Source organism: Bacillus sp. FSL H7-0578, assembly GCF_038630855.1.
Classification (GTDB): Bacteria; Bacillota; Bacilli; order Bacillales; family Bacillaceae; genus Bacillus; species Bacillus safensis.
In genome coordinates this window covers 2,973,432-2,993,384 of record NZ_CP152045.1, presented here as the reverse complement: position 1 = coordinate 2,993,384, position 19,953 = coordinate 2,973,432, and the positions used below count along the sequence as shown (strand labels likewise).

Genomic DNA, 19,953 nt, shown 5'->3' with positions numbered 1-19,953 from the left:
CATTCGTTGTTTCTCGGCCATTCCGGCATGAACAATGTTAGCCAGACCTTTGCCTATCACACATGAGGCAAAGGTCTGGCTATTTTTAAGGTCTTTTTGCATCTGTGTGATAGGGAAGCGGAACAAATGATGCTTTTAATCCTACAGATGAAAGGATGATCGATCTTGAAAAAATACGTGATGGCTTGTCTATTTTCCGGAACGCTTGTATTAAGCGGTTGCTCCGGCTTGCTTGATCAGGTCAACGATACAACGACATATGTCACTGAGGCAAATGACTATGTGACGGACATTCAGCAATTTACAGAGGAATTTCCAAAGCTCGCTGAAGAAGCTGTGCAAAACGCCGCCAAAAAGGCAGAATTAACGCAGCAGCTAGAATCGTTGAAGGCAGACATTCAAGATTTTAATGAAGTCACAGCGCCAAAAATGGCAGAAGACCTTCATGCACAAATCATTGAAAAAAATAAAGTGCTGTCAGAGGAGATCCAAACATATATACAGCAATTGAAAGCAGGCGATATCGATGTTGCCGCCATACTGGAGGATCAGCAGGGATTGATGAAACAGCTTCAGCAATCCGTCAATCTTTTGCAGGATATCGAACAATTAACAAATTAGGACAAACACAGCTTTATATGCGGTGCTCAGCATATCTTTGCCTTTTTCGGTGGAGATATGCTTTAATTTAGGTAAAGACAAGTCATAATGAAAAAAAGGTGATCACATGACAGAACATGAAGAAAGACATATGGCTTCGCCTAGAGCCGAAAAGGAAAAGGACCAATTGATCAATCGCTTGAAACGAGTGGAAGGACAAGTTCGCGGGATCCAGCAAATGATTGAAAACGATCGTTACTGTATAGATGTTGTGAATCAAATCTCTGCAGTCAATGCGGCTTTGAAAAAAGTCAGTCTTCATTTGATGGAAAAGCATACACATCATTGTGTTGCAGATGCTATCAAGAGCGGCAATGGGGATGAAGCCATTGAAGAGTTAATGACGGTCTTTACGAAACTGACAAAATCGTAGCATTTATGTTTACATCGATACCCTACTAGGGTATAGTAAATTGTAGAAAATGATTGATGGAGGCGATGAGAAGTGGAACAAGCAACACTTCAAGTGCAGGGCATGTCTTGCGGACATTGCGTGAAAGCAGTCGAAGGAAATGTAGGAGAATTAGCAGGTGTGGAATCTGTGAAAGTCCATTTAGACAAAGGACAGGTGGAGGTTTCATTTCATCCGGATCAAGTCACGTTACACCGTATTTCTGATGTGATTGAAGAACAGGGATATGATGTCGTATAAATAAGTATACGTGCTGCAGTACAGCACGTATTTTTTTCAAAAAATAATACCCCCATGGAGTATGTGGAGAGGTGAGATCAATGAAAAAGGAAATTGACTTTCAAATTACGGGGATGACCTGTGCTGCTTGTGCAGGCCGTATCGAAAAGGGATTGAACAGGCTGGAAGGTGTGGAGGATGCCAGTGTGAATTTGGCGCTTGACACTTCCCATATTGTCTATGAAACAGAGAAACTAACACCAGATGATTTAAAGCGAAAAGTTCAATCGCTTGGCTATGATGTGGTGATGGAGCAAGCAGAATTTGATATAGAGGGAATGACGTGTGCGGCTTGTGCAAACCGAATCGAGAAAAAAATTAACCGAATGGACGGTGTCGATCACGGGTCTGTAAATTTTGCGCTTGAGACACTTCAGGTCACATATCATCCGGGCCAAACGTCTACAAATGACATAAAAGATGCGGTGCAGTCTATTGGGTATTCTTTAATTGAACCAGCTGCAGATCAAGCAGAGGAAGGAAAGAAAGATCACCGCCAAGCAGCAATAGAGAAGCAAACGGCACGCTTTTTATTCTCGATGATTTTGTCACTGCCGCTTCTTTGGGCAATGGTCAGCCATTTTTCTTTTACGTCCTTTATTTGGCTGCCTGAAGCGTTTATGAATCCATGGGTACAGCTGGCGTTAGCAGCGCCTGTGCAGTTCATTGTCGGCTGGCCCTTTTATGTAGGGGCGTATAAGGCTTTAAGAAATAAAAGTGCCAATATGGATGTTCTTGTCGCTCTTGGGACATCTGCCGCGTTTTTCTATAGTTTATATGAAAGCATTCAGTCAGCGGTTCAAGGCACACATGAGGCAGCCCTCTATTATGAAACAAGTGCTGTCCTCATTACGTTGATCGTGCTCGGAAAATTAATGGAAGCAAGAGCAAAAGGAAGATCATCAGAAGCGATTCAAAAGCTCATGGGCTTACAAGCGAAAGAAGCGGTTATCGAGCGAGATGGCAAACAGATGACTGTGCCTATTTCTGACGTGAAAGTGAATGACCTTGTGTTTGTCAAACCCGGGGAAAAAGTACCGGTAGATGGGGAGATCATGGAGGGGACATCCGCAATAGATGAGTCCATGATTACAGGAGAAAGTCTGCCTGTTGATAAAACAGCAGGAGATATGGTCATCGGGGCAACGATCAATAAAAATGGATTCATCAAAATAAAAGCGACTAAAGTCGGGAAAGAGACCGCTCTTTCACAGATTATCCGAGTTGTAGAACAAGCGCAGGGCTCAAAAGCACCAATTCAAAGAATGGCAGATCAAATATCAGGAATATTTGTTCCCATTGTTGTAGGAATTGCTGTGCTCACATTCCTCATATGGTTTTTCTTTGTTGACCCAGGAAATGTGACGTCAGCACTTGAAACCTTTATAGCCGTCATTGTCATTGCATGTCCGTGTGCGCTCGGCCTTGCGACACCAACCTCTATTATGGCTGGCAGCGGCCGTGCGGCTGAATCAGGCATTCTGTTTAAAGGCGGAGAGCATTTAGAAGTGACTCAATCACTCGACACGGTCGTGTTAGATAAAACAGGGACTGTAACAAAAGGAGAGCCTAGTCTGACAGATGTACTGGCATATGCCAACTGGACAGAAGATACGCTGCTTCAGCTAGCAGGATCGGCAGAACAGCAGTCGGAACACCCGCTTGCCCGGGCGATCACAGACGGTATGAAAGAACAAGGTCTTGAAGCAGTCGAAATTGAAGCCTTCCAAGCAGATCCAGGTCATGGAATTGAAGCAAAGGCAGCAGGACACAAGCTTTTGATTGGAACGCGTAAGCTATTACAGAAACATCATATCCAATATGAGCAAATAGAAGCATCTGTCACAACGCTGGAGGAGCAAGGAAAAACGGCTATGCTTGTTGCGATTGACGGCGAAGTCGCCGGCATTGTCGCGGTCGCAGATACAATCAAAGTATCCTCTCCTCAAGCCATCGCTCGTCTGAAAGAGCAGGGGATTCACGTTGTGATGATGACAGGTGATAATAAACTAACAGCAGAGGCGATTGCGAAACAGGCAGGCATTGATCATGTCATTGCTGAAGTGCTTCCTGCAGAAAAAGCGGCTCACATTACGGCACTTAAGGAACAAGGAAAAAAAGTCGCCATGGTCGGAGACGGTATCAATGATGCCCCAGCTCTTGCAACAGCGAATATTGGGATGGCTGTGGGAACAGGGACAGACGTTGCCATGGAAGCAGCAGATATTACGCTCATGACGGGAGATCTCCATGCCGTTGCAGATGCGCTGGAATTTAGTAAAAAAACAATGAGAAACATTAAACAAAACCTATTTTGGGCGCTTGCCTATAACTGTATTGGGATACCGATCGCTGCATTTGGTTTCCTTGCACCATGGCTTGCAGGAGCAGCAATGGCCTTTAGCTCCGTGTCCGTTGTGCTGAATGCACTCAGATTGCAGCGATTGAAGCCAGTCAGAGAGGGAGTGGCAGAATGAAGATGAATGTCAAATGGGTTTGGACCGTTAGTGCATTGCTCTATGTTGCTCTTGTGCTCATTGGATATACGATTTATGATGAATTTTTTTCAAATCAACTTACACCAAGTGAACAGATGCAAAATCATTAAGACTTCGCCAAAAGCGAAGTCTTTTTTTAACAATATTGTGGAAAAACCCACCTTTTTAAAGATTTTTCATAAAAAATTCACTTCTTTTTGTTCTTTTTTGTCGTTTTTTGTAGGTTCGTCGTTAAGATGCGATTAAGCAACAAAGAAAGCGTTATCAATAAAAGGGGGTTCACGTATGAAAAAGTTAGGGTTAGCTTCTCAAATACTCATTGCACTTGTTCTGGGTGTTGTCGTGGGAGCGCTGTTTTATCAAAATGAAACCGTTATTAATGTGTTAACGCCGATTGGCGATATATTCATCCATTTAATTAAAATGATCGTTCTTCCAATTGTTATTGCTGCATTGATTGTAGCAGTTGCAGGTGTTGGAGATATGAAAACGATCGGAAGACTCGGCGGAAAAACCATTCTGTACTTCGAGATTGTGACAACGATTGCATTAGCAGTTGGACTGCTTGCAGCAAACTTGTTCCATCCTGGTACAGGAATTGATATGAGCAACATGGAGAAAGGCGATATCTCTAAATATGAAGAGACATCTAAGGCTTCTTCTGAAAAAGCGACTTTCTCAGAAACGTTGGTGCATCTTGTACCGACAAACGTTTTCCAATCCATTGCAGAAGGTGATCTATTACCAACCATCTTCTTTACAGTCTTATTCGGATTAGGAATTGCCGCAGTTGGAGACAAAGGAAAACCAGTATTAGGATTCTTTGAGGGTATACTCGAAGCCATGTTCTGGGTAACCAATAAAGTGATGAAGTTTGCACCATTTGGTGTATTCGCGCTCATCAGTGTGACGGTGATCAAATTCGGGGTCGGAGCGCTTCTCCCGCTAGGCAAACTGGTACTTGTCGTTTACGGTACAATGGCATTCTTCGTCATTGTTGTACTTGGCATTATTGCGAAAATGGCTGGAACAAGCGTCTTTACACTATTTAAAGTATTAAAAGAAGAAATCATTCTTGCATTCTCAACAGCAAGTTCAGAAGCTGTACTGCCTAGATTAATGGACAAAATGGAGAAGTTCGGCTGCCCGAAAGCGATCACGTCGTTCGTTATTCCAACAGGCTACACCTTTAACTTAGATGGAAGTGCCATCTATCAATCCATTGCTGCGATATTTGTTGCACAAATGTACGGCATGCCGCTTTCCATCTATGAGCAAATTACGTTACTATTAATTTTAATGCTGACATCTAAAGGAATGGCTGGTGTACCAGGTGCATCGATCGTTGTTGTCATCACAACTCTTGGTGCCATGGGACTGCCGCTTGAAGGACTTGCCTTCATCGTTGGGATCGACCGACTTCTTGACATGGTTCGTACAACAGTGAACGTATTTGGTAACTCACTTGCAGCCATTGTCATGTCTAAGTGGGAAAAAGTATTTGATCAAGAGAAATCGAAGAAGTATATTGAGGAATTAAAACAACAAACAAAAGCAGCGTAAAAAAGGAGATCTTTTCAAATGACGAAGCTACAGGACAAGCAAGTTCGAATCGAACGAGACTTTCTAGGTGAAAAGGAAGTAGACACTCAAGCATATTATGGAATTCAAACATTACGTGCAGTGGAGAACTTTCCAATTACAGGCTACCGTATTCATGAGGAACTCATCAAAGCATTAGGGATTGTCAAAAAGGCAGCCGCACTTGCAAATATGGATACACAGCGACTATATTCTGGTCTTGGAGAAAAAATTGTTCAAGCCGCAGATGAGGTCATCGAAGGAAAATGGAACAATCAATTTATTGTCGATCCAATTCAAGGCGGGGCTGGCACTTCAATGAATATGAATGCCAATGAAGTCATTGCAAACAGAGCGCTTGAACTACTAGGAAAGGAAAAAGGCGCTTATACTGAGCTAAGTCCAAACACGCATGTGAACATGTCGCAGTCAACAAACGACGTTTTCCCAACAGCGATTCATATTTCAACATTGAATATGATTGAAAAACTACTTTATACGATGGAAAACATGCATCAAGTCATGACCGAAAAAGCGCAGGAATTCGATCATGTCATCAAAATGGGACGCACGCATCTTCAGGACGCTGTTCCAATCAGACTTGGACAAGAGTTTAGTGCTTATGCAAAAGTTCTTGCTCGTGATATTAAACGTATCAAGCAGTCTAGACAGCATTTATATGAAGTCAATATGGGTGCAACAGCAGTCGGAACTGGATTGAATGCAGATCCTAAGTATATTCGCCAAGTGGTTGGCTACCTATCTGACATTAGCGGATTACCGTTAGTTGGTGCTGAAGACTTAGTCGATGCAACGCAAAATACGGATGCTTATACAGAAGTATCGGCTGCGCTTAAAGTATGTATGATGAACATGTCCAAAATGGCGAACGATATTCGTCTAATGGCTTCAGGTCCAAGAGCGGGCTTTGGTGAGCTGCACCTGCCGCCGAGACAGCCAGGTTCATCCATCATGCCAGGAAAAGTCAACCCAGTTATGCCTGAGGTCATGAACCAAGTGGCATTCCAAGTTATTGGGAACGATCACACAATCTGTCTTGCATCAGAGGCTGGTCAGCTTGAACTAAACGTTATGGAACCAGTGTTAGTGTTCAACCTGCTTCAATCTCTCAGCATGATGAAAAATGTATTCGAGTCCTTCGTGGACAACTGCTTGCGTGACCTAAAAGCAGATGAATCTAGATTAAAAGAATATGTAGAAAAGAGTGCCGGTGTCATGACGGCGGTGAACCCGCACATTGGTTATGAAGCGGCTGCACGAATTGCAAGAGAAGCCATCCTTACAGGTGCATCTGTACGTGAGCTTTGTCTGCAAAATGATGTGTTAACAGAGGAAGAGCTTGATGTCATCTTAAATCCTTTTGAAATGACAAAACCAGGTATTGCTGGTGCATCACTTTTAGAAAAGGATCGTTTAGAAGATTAAGCGGCATCATGAGAAGCGCACACCGGCAAAGTTCCGGTGTGCGCTTTTTCATGGAGGTTTGTTTTTCTTTAGCTCACATAGTATACTATCGTCAATTATTAGGGATGTGACTGCGTTTGAATCTACTGAAAAAATGGCTGAATACAGAGCCTTATTTAATTGTGCTGCTCATTGTACTGACGCCGATTGGCGGAGAGTTTAAATTTTATCCATTTGAGGACAGCTTTCGGGTCAGCTTTGGAACCGTTGTCTTTTTCTTTATCCTGCTTCAAATGAAAAGATTTCCGGCATGGGCAAGCGGCATCATCGCTGGGATATCTGTTTTTGCGTTTCGTGTGCTGGTTGATACAGCTGTGACAGGGCATCTTCCGCTTGAAGAGGCAGTTTCATTAAGATTTCCTTCCCTGCTTTATTATGTTGTCTATGGCACACTCTTTTATTTATTGAAGGTCAGACGTTTCCGCGATCAGCCATGGCTGATTGGCGCAACAGGCATTGTCATGGAGCTGTGCGCAAGCGTTGTTGAGATCATCGCACTTCGAGGCACGATGGATGAAATGTTAACGGTGCGGACGCTGTTTCAATTATTTGTTTTGGCGATATTCAGAAGCTTTTTCGTGTTGGCTTGTTATACAATGATTCGCTTATATGAAGAGCAGGCGAGAGAGCGTCAGATGAAAAAGGAAAAGGAACATCTGCTGATGCTCCTGTCCAACCTTTACACAGAATCTACATATTTTCATAAAACACTCGCACATGCTGAGCATATTACGGCTACATCCTATCAATTGTATCAATCCCTTCACCACGCAAAGGATGCGGAATCATTGGATTTGAAAAAGCTCGGTAAAACCGCCTTGCAAATTGCAGGAGAGGTGCATGAAATCAAAAAGGATAACCAGCGGATTTTTTCTGCCTTATCAAAGCTGATTCATGAGGAAAACTTCCAGGCTTATGAGAGTCCTTCTCATATCGCTGGGCTTGTCATTCGCATTCATGAAAATTACGCAGAATCTCTTAAAAAAAACATCGTCTTTCATTATGATGAAGATGGGAAGCATCCCGCCTATCACGTGTATACCATTCTATCTTTGTTAAATAACATCGTATCCAACGCTGTTGAAGCCATTCCTGTAGATGGAGAGGTGTCACTTTCTATTTCACAGAAAGAAAACCACGTGATTTTTCAGATCAGCGACAACGGGCCTGGCATAAAAGAACGTAATCATCATGTGATTTTTAAACCGGGCTTCACTTTGAAATACGACCAGGCTGGGAATCCATCTAGCGGTATCGGGCTTGCCTATGTAAAGGATACAGCGGAGAAGCTTGGCGGAAGTGTTGAGATGAAGAGTATCCCAAATAAACAAACGATTTTCACATTAACGATACCAGTAGATCAAGTCAGTAGAAAAGAGGGGATTGGGAGATGAGATTTTTTATAGTTGATGATGATGAAGCCGTTCGTTCTTCACTGGCTCAGCTCATTGAAGAAGAAGAGCTTGGCATTGTGGCCGGGGAAGCAGAGGATGGCGCAGAGTTAACAGCCAGCTACTTAAATGATTTGCACATTGATATCTTATGTATTGATCTATTGATGCCGGAAAGGGACGGGCTTGAAACGATTCGAGCGATCAAGGATGAGTTTCATGGGAAATACTTAATGCTGTCACAGGTTGAAACAAAGGAATTAATCGGACAGGCGTATACGCTTGGCGTCGAATATTACGTGACAAAGCCGATCAATCGTGTAGAGGTCTTAAGTGTCCTTCATCTGATGATTGAACGTCTTCATTTAGAGCATTCAATTGAAAATATTCAGCACTCACTCAAATCGGTCATGCAATTTCAGCAGCGCGGTCAGACGAAAACGAAGCAGCGGGGGAAAAGTCTTGCAGAGGCAGGTCAGTTTTTGCTGGCGGAGCTTGGTATTGTTGGTGAGAAGGGATCTAAAGATTTATTAGATATGATTCTGTTTACAGACCAGTATTTAGCGCTGCATGCTGATCATCATGATTCCTTTCCTTCTTTAAAGATCATTTTTACTGGGATTACGGAGGATAAGTTAAGTGAGCCCTACACATCGGCAGACATCGCAAGAGAAGCAAAGGCAGCCGAACAGCGGGTAAGACGTGCGATCAACCAATCATTAAAGCACATCGCATCACTTGGGCTAACCGATTTTTCTCATCCAACGTTTGAAAATTACGCATCTAAATTTTTCGATTTCACCATCGTACGAAAGAAAATGAGTGAATTGACGAAAGAGATGAGCGGAAGAGAAGAACACACCCGCATCAATGTGAAGAAATTTGTGCAGGTGCTTTACTACGAAGCGAAACGTATTTTTATGGAAGATTAAAAAAAGACATGCTCTCCAATTAAGGAGACATGTCTTTTTTTGTGATGGATTGCAAGTGCATCTGCAGTACGGAGCGTATGAGCTGAGGCGGTATACGTTCGGGCTGCACGATTCCATTCAATGCAAGCCCATTGATGACCGCATAAAGCCGTTCGGTTTCTAATAAAAGATCGATATCATTTAGCAGCAGCCCATCCTCTTTCAATTTCATTAAACAATATTGGACCGTTTGGAAAAGCTCGTCATACATCTTTGCATTGAGCGGCTGTAAATCTGGTTCAGTCAGCGCCTTGACTGCAAAAGCCTGCCACACCTCCATTTCAAATTTTCTTTCTTCATCAAGTGGAAGAAGCTGCTCCAATAAAGTGAGGACATTTTCCTCCGTTGAACCGTTTAATGAAAGCCCTGTAATCCGCTCCTTGACTCTTTCTTGAATTAAATTCATAGAGAATAGAAATAACTCTTGCTGTGTGGAAAAATAATGACGCATAGAGCCGGCTGAAATTCCAGCTTCGACTGCTATTTTTCGTACAGAAGCGCTTTCCAATCCCTCTTGTTTAATCACTCTCATTGCAGCTTGAGCGACCTTTTGTTTTTGTTTATGGTGATCGACGATTTTTGGCATACATTGATTTTAGCATAGCTGTTGTTTTTTTAACACATCTGTGTTATTTTTTATTTAATACAATCGTATTAAAAAGGATGTGGAGAAATTGGTCGGTTTATTGATTGTGGCATGTGAAATTGGTTTTTGGCTGTTTATTCTAATGGGCTTAACGCTGCGTTATGTGTTTAAACAGAAAAAGTTGGGTGCTTTCTTTCTTGTCTGTACGCCGATTTTGGATTTAATCCTTCTTGCTGCAACTTATATAGATTTAAGGCAAGGGGCTGTGGCGAGTGTCATCCACGGGCTTGCGGCTGTTTATATTGGTGTGAGCCTTGCCTTCGGACATCAAATGGTGAAATGGGCAGATGCTAGGTTTGCCTATCGATTTGCAGGAGGTCCTAAGCCAAAGGGAAAACCAAAGTACGGGAAAGAGCGGTCTGTGTATGAAATGGTCGGCTGGGCGCGGCATTTCATTTCTTATGTTATTGGAGCGGGGCTGTTATATGGATTAACCTATCTCATCCAAGCACCAGAGCGGACGGAAGCACTGATGCAGCTTGTCAATACATGGGGGATGATCTTAACTATTGATTTCATCATTAGCATCAGCTACGTCATTTGGCCGAAAAAACATCCAGAAAATATAACAGGCTGACAAAAAAGACAGGCGGATTCACTCCACCTGTCTTTTCTTATGATGACAGCCCTTTGTAAATGGTGTCGATATTCCATTTCATCATCTTATAGTAGCTGTCTCCATCTTCCCCTTCTTTTCCAATAGAGTCAGTGAAGACTTTTCCTTTGATCGGAACCCCGGTTTCCTCAGAGAGGCTTTCAAGGCTGCGTTTATCAACACTTGTTTCAAGAAAGAGCGCAGGAACTTGATGATCTTTGACAAAATGAATAATGCGCTTCATTTGTCCTGGTGTTCCTTCACTTTCTGTGTTGATCTCCCAAATATAGCCGGCTTTCAATCCATACGCTTCTGCAAAATACTTGAATGCACCTTCACTTGTGACAAGGAGCTTTTTATCTTTTGGCAGCTGATCAAACTTGTCTTTTGCTTCATCGTGAAGCGCTTGAAGCTTTTTGATGTAGACTTCTGCATTTTTTTCGTAATCCTCTTTATGCTCAGGGTCTGCTTGAATGAGCGCATCTCGGGCATTTTGGGCATAAATGATCCCGTTCTCGACATTCAGCCATGCGTGCGGATCCTGCTGGCTTTCAAGGCCTTTTGATGACAAATGCTTCACTTTGACGCCTTTACTCAGCTCGGCTACAGGTGCATCATCCCCGTCCTTGCCGCTCGATTCAAGCAGCTTTTGAAACCAGCCGTTTCCTGTTTCAAGGTTCAAGCCATTATATAGAACAAGGTCTGCATCCGTCGTATACTGAACATCCTTTGGCAGCGGGTCAAATTCGTGTGGATCTGTACCAATGGGAACAATGCTGTGAATAGAGACATGCTGCCCGCCTACTTCCTTCACAATGTCATAAAGAATGGAGTAGGTCGTGACAACTTTTAATGTGCCGTCATCTTTACCGGAATTACTTTGCTGGGTCGAACAGCCTGCGATGATCATAAGGGCAATGAATACTGCGGTCAAACGGATAGCAAATACCTTCTTCATATATGTCCTCCTTTTACATAGACGCTTCCTTTTTTAAGTGCGTTCGTTTTCGTTTAGATTTTAATGCTCTCCATAGAATGCCTTGTTTTGGTGAAAAGATAAAGGCACTGCCGAATAAAATGGTCGCGACCAGCACGATGGAAGCGCCTGATGACAAGTTATAGGTAAAACTAAGCCCTAGACCTACGACAGCAGAAACAGCACCGAAAAAAGCAGATAAATAAATCATGATCCATAGCCGGTCCGTTAAGAGATAAGCGGTGGCTGCCGGCGTAATCAACATGGCAACAACAAGAATAATCCCAACGGTTTGCAGTGATGCAACGGTCACAAGGGTCAATAAGGTCATGAGAAAATAATGAATCATACGATTCGGCAAACCGTAAACCGAAGAAATCACCGGATCAAATGAACTAATGAGCAGTTCCTTGTAGAAAACTATGACAGCTAGCAAAATAAAAATACCGATTCCCAGTGTAATCCACATATCAGATGATCGAACAGCTAGAACGTTTCCAAATAGAATATGATATAGGTCACTTGAACTTTTCAAAAATGTGATCAAAATAATTCCGATTGAGAAAAAGGCTGTAAAGACAATGCCGATGGCAGAATCATTTTTTATGCGGCTGTTTTGACTCACATAACCGATCCCAATCGCTGTTAACACCCCAGTTAAAACGGCCCCGAAGAAAAAGTTAATTCCAAGCATATAAGAGATGGCGACCCCTGGCAGTACGGCGTGAGAAATGGCGTCTCCCATCAGGGCCATGCCGCGTAAAATGATAAAGCAGCCGATAACGCCGCAAATGATGCCTACCATGACAGATGTAAATAGCGCTTTTTGTAAAAAAGCATATTCAAAGAGTCCGGTTAAAAATTCCATTACACGTCTCCTCCTGCTGATTTTAAGAATGGCAGCTGTGTTTCATATGCTTCCAGCATGATTTCTGGGCGAAGGATGTCGTGTACAGGCCCTGCTTTGATGAGTTTTTTATTTAACAGAACAAGATGGCTGAAATAATCATCTGCCTTACTCAAATCATGATGGACAACCAAAATGGTTTTCCCTTCATCTCGTAATTCCTTCAAAATGCGAACCATCGTTTCTTCACTTGCCATATCAATCCCGACAAATGGTTCATCCAAACAGAAAAGCTGTGCGTTTTGAGCAAGTGCCCTTGCAAGGAAGACACGCTGCTGCTGTCCGCCGGATAACTCACCGATTTGTCTTTTGGCAAAGTCCTGCATCCCGACTTTTTCTAAACAGTGATACGCATATGCCCGGTCTTCTTTTTTTGGACGTTTGATTAGTCCGAGCTTCGGATATGTTCCAAGTAGTACGGTATCCAGTACATGAATCGGAAACGTCCAATCTAAATCATTTCTCTGCGGTACATAGGCGATTTGTTTTCTGACTTGTTTAAAGGGCTGCTCAAAAAAACGAATATCCCCTTGGTCTTTTTCAATGAGATCCAAACATGCCTTGAGTAACGTCGATTTACCAGCACCATTTGGACCGATGATTCCTGTCATTGTCCCTTCCTGTATGGAAAGAGAGACATTCTCTAATGCATCCTGTCCGTGATATGAGACATGAAGACGGTCGATTGTTAAAGCATTTGACATCTCTTGCGGCCCCTTTCAATCATCATTGCACTTCCTAAAGATATATGCATACATTAAATAATTTTGACTAAAGGATGAAATGATTCACTAACGCTAATTTGTTTCCTTAGGGAAACTTTTATTTTATTCTAAGCTTATGTCCTTCTTTTGTAAAGAGAAAAACTGCAAATGATCGTTTTTATGTTATGCGGGGAGCGGGGGACATGAGCTTGGTTTATTGAAAATCCGTGTGACAGAATTGGACACAAAAAACCAATGATTTCTTCAGAAATGATTGACAGAAGACAAGAACTCCTCATATAATAAAGGTAATCTAATATATGAATATATGCTCATATATAAAGTTTTTGATTTTTAATAGGTTTCATCGATCCAGGGAACGTTACTTATCATATAGAAAAAAGGTGAGAACATGAAAAAAATGAAGGATGAATACGTATTAAGCGGTCTTGATTGTGGAAACTGTGCACGTAAAATTGAAACAGGTGTCAGCAAAATGGATGGCGTTGAAGCTTGTTCCGTTAATTTTGCGACAGGGACATTGACTGTCACACATGCAGATAAGCAAGAAACGATGTCAAAGCGTATTGAAAAAACGGTTCAGTCCATCGAACCTCATGTGAGTGTATCACCAAAAGAAGAGGGACATCACCACGATCATGATCATGGGACAAAGAATTTAAAAGCGATTGTGCTGAAATTAATTGGCGGTGCAGTTATTGGAACAGCAGCTTATTTTATACCAGAAGATGGCTTACTGAAATTTATCATGTTTTTCGCAGCGTATTTACTAGTCGGCGGTGATGTGGTTTTTAAAGCGCTGAAAAATATCGTGCGCGGCCAAGTATTTGATGAGAACTTCTTAATGACCATTGCAACAGCTGGCGCTTTTGTGATTCAGCAATATCCAGAGGCACTGGCAGTGATGCTGTTTTACCAAATTGGAGAGCTGTTCCAAGGGGCAGCAGTGAATCGTTCAAGACGATCCATTAGTGAATTAATGAATATTCGCCCTGAATATGCAAATCTCAAAGTAGGAAATGAAACAAAAAAAGTGAAGCCGGAAGAAGTAAAAGTCGGTGACCGTATCGTCGTAAAACCGGGCGAAAAAATTCCACTTGATGGTCTTGTCATTGAAGGATTTTCACTTGTGGATACCTCTGCATTAACAGGTGAGTCTGTGCCGCGGGATGTAGAAGCAGGGAAAGAAGTTCTTGCAGGATTTGTGAATCAAAACGGTATTCTTGAAATTGAAGTGCAAAAAGGGCTAAGTGAATCGGCCGTGACGAAAATTTTAGATTTGGTTGAAAATGCGAGCAGCCGAAAAGCACAGACAGAAAACTTTATCACAAAGTTTGCAAAATACTATACACCGGCTGTCGTTGTATTAGCATTGCTGCTTGCCTTTGTGCCGCCGCTTCTCATTCCATCAGCACAATTGTCTGACTGGGTTTACCGGGCACTCGTTTTCCTAGTGATTTCTTGTCCTTGTGCGCTTGTCGTGTCCATCCCACTAGGGTTCTTCGGGGGAATTGGGGCAGCTTCTAAACGAGGCATCTTAGTAAAGGGCAGTAACTATTTAGAAGCACTAAACTCTGTGAGCTATGCTGTATTTGATAAGACGGGCACACTCACAAAAGGGAACTTTACGGTGACCAATATCGTGACAACGAGCGACAAGTGGTCAGAAGAGGAGCTGCTTTCTTTTGCAGCTTTAGCAGAAGCTCACTCCTCACATCCGATTGCTGAATCGATTAAAGCGGCATATGGTTCGCCGCTTGATGAAAGCCAGATCGAAGCCTATGAGGATATTGCTGGACATGGAATTAAAGCGACCATCAGTGGTTCACAAGTGTTAGCGGGTAATCATCGCTTGATGGAACGAGAAGGCATTTCGTATGAAAAAGAAAAACGAAGCGGAACAGTTGTGTACATGGCCATTAACGGTGAGTTTGCCGGATCGATCTTGATTGCAGATGAATTAAAGGATGATGCAATTGAAGCGGTCTCAGCTCTAAAAGCATCTGGCATTCAAACAGTCATGCTGACTGGTGATGCCAAGCAAGTTGGAACAGCGGTCGCCCAGCAAATTGGCATTGATGAAGTACATGCCGAATTATTACCGCAGGATAAAGTAACGAAATTAGAAGAAATTGATCAGAAAAAAGCGCCTCAAGAAAAATTATTATTTGTTGGGGACGGCATTAATGATACACCGGTATTAGCAAGAGCAGACATAGGAATTGCGATGGGCGGACTTGGTTCAGATGCAGCGGTAGAAGCGGCTGATATCGTCATTATGACAGACCAGCCGTCAAAAGTAGCAGAAGCCATCGCTGTCGCTAAACGAACAAGAAGAATTGTATGGCAGAACATTGCATTTGCTCTTGGAGTTAAAGGGGTTTTCCTATTACTCGGAGCATTTGGTATTGCGACCATGTGGGAAGCCGTCTTCTCGGATGTCGGTGTGACTGTACTCGCTGTTTTAAATGCCATGAGGGTAATGAAATAAAATTGTTAGGAAAAATTCATGAATACCATCTTTCATAATGAACCCCCTCTTGTTAAAATAGAAGAAGTTGGATAATGGCATTATTCTAAGCTATTATCCTTTTTCTTTTGAAGGAATGAAAAAGATAAGGTAGGTGCTTATGTGAGTAAAAAAAATAATCAATCATCATCCATTAAATTTGCTGTCATTTTAACCATTATCGCAGCTCTTCTCATCGGATTATTCGTCGTCATTGGAAATAACAACAGCAAAGAAGCACAAACGGTTGACAGTAAGCCTTCTATTAAAGGACAGCCTGTCATGGGAGATAAAAACGCAGCCGTACAAATTGTCGAGTTTGGGGATTATAAATGTCCATCATGTAAATCATTTGAAACAGACATTTTCCCAAAGCTGAAAGCGGACTACATAGATAAAGGTGATGTATCATTTTCGTTTATTAACTTGCCACTTCCTGTTCATGGAGATGGCGCAGTGCTGGCAGCACTAGCTTCTGAAGAAGTGTGGAAAGAAGATCCGAAAAACTTTTGGGCATTTCATGAAGCTGTCTATCAAGCACAGCCAGATAGTGAAGCAGAATGGGTCACGCCTGCTAAGCTGACAGAGCTAGCGAAAAAGACAACAAAAATAGACACGGACAAGCTTAAAGATCATCTATCAAAGAAAACATATCAGCCGCAGCTGAACACAGACGATCAGCTTGTGAACCAATATAAAGTGAATGCAACACCAACTCTTTTCATTAACAATAAACAAGTCGAAAACTTTTATGACTATGATGAAATCAAAGAATTAATTGATCAAGAGCTCAAAGGGAAAAAATCATGAAGAATAAGCTTGTTTACTTATACAGTGCTTGGATCGTTTCTATCGTTGCGACGATGAGCAGCCTGTATTTAAGTGAAGTAAAGAAGTTTATCCCATGTGATATGTGCTGGTTTCAGCGCATTTTCATGTACCCGCTCGTGCTTTTACTTGGAATTGCGACATTCAGAGGCGATGTGAAAGTGAAATATTACGTTCTGCCTCTGGCTGTGATTGGCGCTTGTTTTTCTATCTATCATTATATGGAACAAAAGATACCTGGCTTTGCATCGATCCGCCCTTGCCTGAGCGGTATTCCTTGTTCTGTTGATTATTTGAACTGGTTTGGTTTTATCACCATTCCACTGCTAGCCCTTATTGCATTTATTCTCATCATCATTAGTATGCTGCTGTTAAATGCAAAAGAAGATTGAAAGAGATAGCCTGCTTATAAGCGGGCTATTTTTTATTTTTGCAAAAAGATAAAATTTAAAGAAAATTTGTATTGCTTTTCACCTGTGTCAGATATACATTAAGGGAGTAGTGTTAGATGATCAGATAAAGGTAAGGAGATAAGCGGAAAATGGCATGGGAAGTCTTAAGTATCATTGGCATTGTCGCATTCGCTATTAGTGGTGCGATTGTGGCAATGGAGGAAGAGTACGATATTCTTGGTGTGTACATTTTAGGGATTGTGACAGCATTTGGCGGTGGAGCGATTCGGAATCTATTAATTGGTCTTCCGGTGTCTGCTTTATGGTCACAGGGTAAAATGTTTACGATTGCCCTTGTATCCATTACGATTGTGTTTCTTTTTCCAAAGCTTTTGCTCAAGCACTGGAGCACATGGGGAAATTTCTCGGATGCGATCGGTTTAGCAGCGTTTGCGATTCAAGGCGCATTATTTGCTGTGCAAAGAGAACTCCCGCTCAGTGCAGTCATTGTGGCAGCCATATTGACTGGAAGCGGCGGCGGAATTGTGCGTGATTTATTAGCAGGGCGAAAGCCGCTTGTGCTAAAAGCAGAGATTTACGCCGTATGGGCAGCTCTTGGCGGCTTATTCGTTGGACTCGGCTTAGCGCAAGGAGAGCTTGCTTTATATTTGCTGTTTGTCATCCTCGTCGTATGCAGGGTTTGTTCCTACTTATTCAAATGGCGCCTTCCCGCCAGGTCTTATTTTTTAAATAAAGGGTAAAACGAAAAAGGGCGATTCCGCTCTTTTTTTTGTGTTTAATAAGAGCTGAATATCAGCAGATGATGGAGTTTTCGTGTAAAATAAAAGAAGGGTCTTTTGTTCATCATTTGAACAATACATATGATGAAAATTTTGTCAGCAGGCTGAATATCTGGATTCAGCCTTTTTTTGCCTAGATGGATTGTTATGTGTTGGTTTCACTTTTTGCGGAATACTAAAGAAGCACTTCTGAGCGGACGGATGTAATGAACACATCTTTGCATGTAAGCAAAACTTGACGAAAAATATACATAGGAGGGACATGTACTAGTGGAGATTTTTTTGGCAGTGCTCGTACTACTGGCACTCATAGCAGCATCTAATATTATCAATCGTTTTGTCCCCTTTATTCCCGTTCCGTTAATTCAAGTGGGCTTAGGAATATTGGTGGCAGCTTTTCCTTCAGGTTTACATATTTCTTTAAATCCTGAACTCTTCTTCGTTCTATTTATTGCGCCGCTGTTATTTAATGACGGGAAGCGTACCCCAAGGGACGAGCTATGGAAATTAAGAGCACCGATTCTTCTTTTAGCGCTTGGTTTAGTGTTTGCGACCGTCATTGTAGCGGGATATACCATTCATTGGATGATTCCAAGCATACCGCTTCCAGCCGCATTTGCGCTTGCAGCAATTTTATCACCGACAGATGTGGTGGCAGTAAGTGCTTTATCCAGCCGTGTGAATATGCCAAAGGGCATCATGAGACTGCTGGAAGGCGAAGGGCTGATGAACGATGCATCAGGACTTGTCGCCTTTAAATTTGCCATTGCTGCAACGGTGACGGGAGCTTTTTCAATTGCTCAGGCATCCTTTAGTTTTGTACTGATTGCAGCAGGCGGGTTATTGACTGGATTTATTCTATCCTTTTTTATCATTCGTTTTCGCTATTTCCTCCGCCGTTTAGGAATGGACGATGTCACAATGCATATCATCCTGCAAATCCTTACACCATTTGTGATTTATTTAGCAGCGGAAGAAATCGGTGTATCCGGCATTTTAGCTGTTGTGGCTGGCGGTGTGACACATGCCATTGAGCAAGACCGAATGGAAGCGAATTTAGCCAAGCTGCAAATTGCTTCATCAAACACCTGGAATATTATTTTATTTATTTTAAACGGCCTTGTTTTCGTCATACTTGGACTGCAGATTCCGGATGTTTCCACAGTTATTTTCCAGGATGAAGCCTTTAACAACATGCAGGTGATTGGCTACATCTTAATTATTACACTATGTCTCATGGTGCTGCGGTTCTTATGGGTATGGCTGTTCTGGGCAGGAAAATGGAGTGCAACGAAAAAGCAAAATGTGAAAAAGCCGAAGCTTCGCGCCTCGATGCTCATGACATTCTCTGGTGTCCGCGGGGCTGTGACATTGGCCGGTGCCTTCTCTATTCCATTTACGCTTGCGGACGGATCACCATTTCCAGAGCGGCACTTGATTATTTTCCTCGCAGCTGGTGTGATTTTATGTACGCTCATTTTAGCCAGTGTGTTACTGCCTCTTTTATCAGAGAAAAAAGACAAGCAAGTCGACGTGGACTTGGATACAAAGATTCAGCATGCAAAACGAAAGCTGCTGAGAAGTGCCATTAAAACCTTAAAAGAAGGAATGAATGAGGACAACAGGGAAGTGTCTCTTTCACTCATCAATGATTATAGAATGAAGCTGAGAAATATCCAGCGTGAACCATACCAATTCGGGATGAGAAAACAAGAGCGAAAAATCAGACTGCACGGTATCAAAGCAGAACAGATGAAACTTCAACAATTAATTGAGGAAGAGAAAATTGACAAGGAAGAAGCCTATGAACTGCAAGAAAGATTTCATGAGCTGGAAATGCTGTATTCAAACTCCTTCAAAATTCGCTTTTCAAAGGTGAAGTTTCTGCGCTTGCTTCAATGGCTGCAATTATGGCGGCCGAATCAGCACATTTCAAGCGGCATTTTAGAAAACGAGGAATCGTACAAACAAATCCGTAAGAAAACCGCTGAAGCTGCAGTAGATTCGATCAAACATCATATGACAGATGAAAACCAACAAACGTGCCACCAAGTCATTGGTTTTTACAATCAAGTGATTTTCCGCTGTGAACACGGTCCAAGCTTCTTCCAGCAAAAAGACCGTTCATTTGACCGGAAGAAAAAAGAGCTGAACTTCCAAGCTGTACAGACGATTCGAAATGAAATTCAAACCTTATATGAAGACGGTGAGATCAATCGTGATATTGCCCATCATTTAAGGGAGTATATCAATGACATGGAGGCTGTTCTGCTCACCAATACGTGATGTTGTCATCTT

19 protein-coding genes are annotated in these 19,953 nt (G+C 42.3%); 15 read left to right on the top strand and 4 right to left on the bottom strand.

Annotated elements, in window-relative coordinates:
• Nucleotides 1–165 precede the first annotated feature (165 nt).
• The 9 genes from MHB41_RS15465 to MHB41_RS15425 all read left to right on the top strand — a co-directional run bounded on the left by MHB41_RS15465 (nucleotide 166) and on the right by MHB41_RS15425 (nucleotide 9,238).
• Nucleotides 166–621 carry a DUF6376 family protein gene (locus tag MHB41_RS15465; protein WP_034280921.1) on the top strand — a complete coding sequence of 152 codons (456 nt, stop codon included), beginning with the start codon at nucleotides 166–168 and terminating at the stop codon, nucleotides 619–621.
• Nucleotides 622–727: 106 nt separating this feature from the next.
• Nucleotides 728–1,033 (top strand): metal-sensing transcriptional repressor, encoded by a 306-nt coding sequence (locus MHB41_RS15460; RefSeq protein ID WP_012011272.1) that lies wholly within the window; start codon nucleotides 728–730, stop codon nucleotides 1,031–1,033.
• A gap of 72 nt (nucleotides 1,034–1,105) precedes the next feature.
• On the top strand, nucleotides 1,106–1,312 hold the full coding sequence (copZ, locus tag MHB41_RS15455; RefSeq protein ID WP_024423475.1) for a copper chaperone CopZ: 207 nt from the start codon (nucleotides 1,106–1,108) through the stop codon (nucleotides 1,310–1,312).
• An 80-nt stretch (nucleotides 1,313–1,392) separates the two neighbouring features.
• Nucleotides 1,393–3,828, top strand: a complete 2,436-nt coding sequence (locus MHB41_RS15450; protein WP_034280920.1) for a heavy metal translocating P-type ATPase — start codon at nucleotides 1,393–1,395, stop codon at nucleotides 3,826–3,828.
• Nucleotides 3,825–3,959: a hypothetical protein gene (locus tag MHB41_RS15445; protein ID WP_255290992.1), complete on the top strand. Its 135-nt coding sequence runs from the start codon at nucleotides 3,825–3,827 to the stop codon at nucleotides 3,957–3,959. The genes MHB41_RS15450 and MHB41_RS15445 overlap by 4 nt, the downstream gene beginning before the upstream one ends.
• Before the next feature lie 175 nt (nucleotides 3,960–4,134).
• On the top strand, nucleotides 4,135–5,412 hold the full coding sequence (locus tag MHB41_RS15440; RefSeq protein WP_024426051.1) for a cation:dicarboxylase symporter family transporter: 1,278 nt from the start codon (nucleotides 4,135–4,137) through the stop codon (nucleotides 5,410–5,412).
• Nucleotides 5,413–5,430: 18 nt separating this feature from the next.
• Nucleotides 5,431–6,876: an aspartate ammonia-lyase gene (aspA, locus tag MHB41_RS15435; RefSeq protein ID WP_024426050.1), complete on the top strand. Its 1,446-nt coding sequence runs from the start codon at nucleotides 5,431–5,433 to the stop codon at nucleotides 6,874–6,876.
• 116 nt (nucleotides 6,877–6,992) lie between these two features.
• The gene (locus MHB41_RS15430; protein WP_061110091.1) at nucleotides 6,993–8,309 is read left to right on the top strand and encodes a sensor histidine kinase; all 1,317 of its coding nucleotides are present in this window, start codon (nucleotides 6,993–6,995) and stop codon (nucleotides 8,307–8,309) included.
• Complete coding sequence (locus tag MHB41_RS15425) at nucleotides 8,306–9,238, top strand: response regulator (RefSeq protein WP_101676477.1); 933 nt, start codon at nucleotides 8,306–8,308, stop codon at nucleotides 9,236–9,238. Before MHB41_RS15430 ends, MHB41_RS15425 begins: the two co-directional genes overlap by 4 nt.
• 19 nt (nucleotides 9,239–9,257) lie before the next feature.
• On the opposite strand, the gene MHB41_RS15420 is transcribed toward MHB41_RS15425, so the two are convergent.
• Nucleotides 9,258–9,863, bottom strand: a complete 606-nt coding sequence (locus MHB41_RS15420) for a TetR/AcrR family transcriptional regulator (protein ID WP_034280915.1) — start codon at nucleotides 9,861–9,863, stop codon at nucleotides 9,258–9,260.
• A gap of 88 nt (nucleotides 9,864–9,951) precedes the next feature.
• Between MHB41_RS15420 and MHB41_RS15415 the strand changes: the two genes are divergently transcribed.
• Nucleotides 9,952–10,500: a hypothetical protein gene (locus MHB41_RS15415; protein WP_034280914.1), complete on the top strand. Its 549-nt coding sequence runs from the start codon at nucleotides 9,952–9,954 to the stop codon at nucleotides 10,498–10,500.
• Between the two features lie 37 nt (nucleotides 10,501–10,537).
• Here the strand turns inward: MHB41_RS15415 and MHB41_RS15410 are convergent, their stop codons facing one another.
• From MHB41_RS15410 to MHB41_RS15400, 3 genes are read right to left on the bottom strand one after another with little or no spacing between them, the layout of a single operon-like run.
• Nucleotides 10,538–11,476 (bottom strand): metal ABC transporter substrate-binding protein, encoded by a 939-nt coding sequence (locus MHB41_RS15410; protein ID WP_041115667.1) that lies wholly within the window; start codon nucleotides 11,474–11,476, stop codon nucleotides 10,538–10,540.
• Between the two features lie 13 nt (nucleotides 11,477–11,489).
• Complete coding sequence (locus MHB41_RS15405) at nucleotides 11,490–12,362, bottom strand: metal ABC transporter permease (RefSeq protein ID WP_101676476.1); 873 nt, start codon at nucleotides 12,360–12,362, stop codon at nucleotides 11,490–11,492.
• Nucleotides 12,362–13,105: a metal ABC transporter ATP-binding protein gene (locus MHB41_RS15400; protein WP_024423467.1), complete on the bottom strand. Its 744-nt coding sequence runs from the start codon at nucleotides 13,103–13,105 to the stop codon at nucleotides 12,362–12,364. Before MHB41_RS15400 ends, MHB41_RS15405 begins: the two co-directional genes overlap by 1 nt.
• Nucleotides 13,106–13,517: 412 nt before the next feature.
• Between MHB41_RS15400 and MHB41_RS15395 the strand changes: the two genes are divergently transcribed.
• From MHB41_RS15395 to MHB41_RS15375, 5 genes are all read left to right on the top strand, one after another.
• Nucleotides 13,518–15,617, top strand: coding sequence for a heavy metal translocating P-type ATPase (locus MHB41_RS15395; protein ID WP_041115669.1), 2,100 nt, complete (start codon nucleotides 13,518–13,520; stop codon nucleotides 15,615–15,617).
• A 141-nt stretch (nucleotides 15,618–15,758) separates the two neighbouring features.
• Nucleotides 15,759–16,445, top strand: a complete 687-nt coding sequence (locus tag MHB41_RS15390; protein ID WP_034280910.1) for a DsbA family protein — start codon at nucleotides 15,759–15,761, stop codon at nucleotides 16,443–16,445.
• The gene (locus MHB41_RS15385; protein ID WP_024423464.1) at nucleotides 16,442–16,855 is read left to right on the top strand and encodes a disulfide oxidoreductase; all 414 of its coding nucleotides are present in this window, start codon (nucleotides 16,442–16,444) and stop codon (nucleotides 16,853–16,855) included. Before MHB41_RS15390 ends, MHB41_RS15385 begins: the two co-directional genes overlap by 4 nt.
• A 149-nt stretch (nucleotides 16,856–17,004) precedes the next feature.
• The gene (locus tag MHB41_RS15380; RefSeq protein WP_024423463.1) at nucleotides 17,005–17,616 is read left to right on the top strand and encodes a trimeric intracellular cation channel family protein; all 612 of its coding nucleotides are present in this window, start codon (nucleotides 17,005–17,007) and stop codon (nucleotides 17,614–17,616) included.
• A 309-nt stretch (nucleotides 17,617–17,925) separates the two neighbouring features.
• Complete coding sequence (locus tag MHB41_RS15375; protein ID WP_340900007.1) at nucleotides 17,926–19,941, top strand: Na+/H+ antiporter; 2,016 nt, start codon at nucleotides 17,926–17,928, stop codon at nucleotides 19,939–19,941.
• Nucleotides 19,942–19,953: the final 12 nt, after the last annotated feature.